Below are 1,076 nucleotides of genomic sequence, written 5' to 3' on the forward strand. Positions count from 1 at the left end.
CGATTCTGCTTTTGATTGGTGCTTGGAATTATTGGTATCCCTTTGCGACAGAGCGCGCATGGTATGAAACCGACGATATCCCAATGCCTGAGTTTTTACAGTTCTTAGCGGATTGGCTTAATGAAGGCGAGCGCTACGAAAAACTGCCACGCTTTATTCCTTATTTCGCTTTGCCGCTTGGTATGGCGATGCTCACTTTCCGTTTTTTACAAGTCACTTGGCAGATCGCTACAGGCAAGCTGGATCGCTTGATTGCAGGTCATGAAGCTGAGGAAGAACTGGAAGCCTTAAAAGAAGAAATGAGTGAAGCTGGCGATGCCATGACTCCTCGTTCCTCGAACGATTCTGAGCACAAGGAGCGCTAAGCCATGGATATTTTACTACTGTTTTTAATGGTGATTGGCTTCATGCTCATTGGTGTGCCAATCGCAATTTCTCTGGGTCTTTCCAGTGTACTTTTCTTAATGCTGCATTCCGATGCCTCTTTGGCGTCAGTTGCTCAAACGCTGTTTAACGCCTTTGCTGGTCACTATACATTGTTGGCGATACCTTTCTTCATTTTGGCCTCAAGTTTTATGTCGACAGGTGGCGTTGCAAAGCGAATCATCCGATTTGCGATTGCCATTGTTGGTTGGTTCCGTGGTGGTCTCGCCATGGCTTCCGTTGTGGCATGTATGATGTTTGCAGCACTGTCTGGCTCTTCACCAGCAACCGTGGTCGCTATCGGTAGTATCGTCATAGCGGGGATGATCAAAAACGGTTACTCGAAAGAGTTTGCTGCGGGTGTTATCTGTAACGCAGGTACTTTGGGGATCTTGATTCCGCCATCGATCGTGATGGTGGTGTATGCGGCTGCGACCGATGTGTCAGTAGGGCGTATGTTCCTTGGGGGGGTGATCCCGGGTTTGCTGGCTGGCGTGATGTTGATGATCGCTATCTACATTGCGGCGAGGATTAAGAATCTACCTAAGCAACCATTCGTGGGATGGAAAGAAACGTTTGATGCCGCCAAAGATGCGAGTTGGGGCTTGTTGCTGGTGGTGATCATCCTTGGCGGTATCTATGGCGGTATTTTC

General features: G+C 48.5%; 1 protein-coding gene and 1 pseudogene. Both read left to right on the forward strand.

Translation table 11 applies throughout. The annotated features are described in order from the left end of the window. Positions 1-365: pseudogene (locus R7070_RS26365) on the forward strand (TRAP transporter small permease); the annotation flags it as partial. 3 nt (positions 366-368) lie between these two features. Next, on the forward strand, positions 369-1,076 hold a 708-nt coding region (locus tag R7070_RS26370), incomplete at its 3' end, for a TRAP transporter large permease (RefSeq protein ID WP_318141539.1).

This window comes from Vibrio sp. 1557 (assembly GCF_033340175.1).
GTDB classification, from domain to species: domain Bacteria; phylum Pseudomonadota; class Gammaproteobacteria; order Enterobacterales; family Vibrionaceae; genus Vibrio; species Vibrio alginolyticus.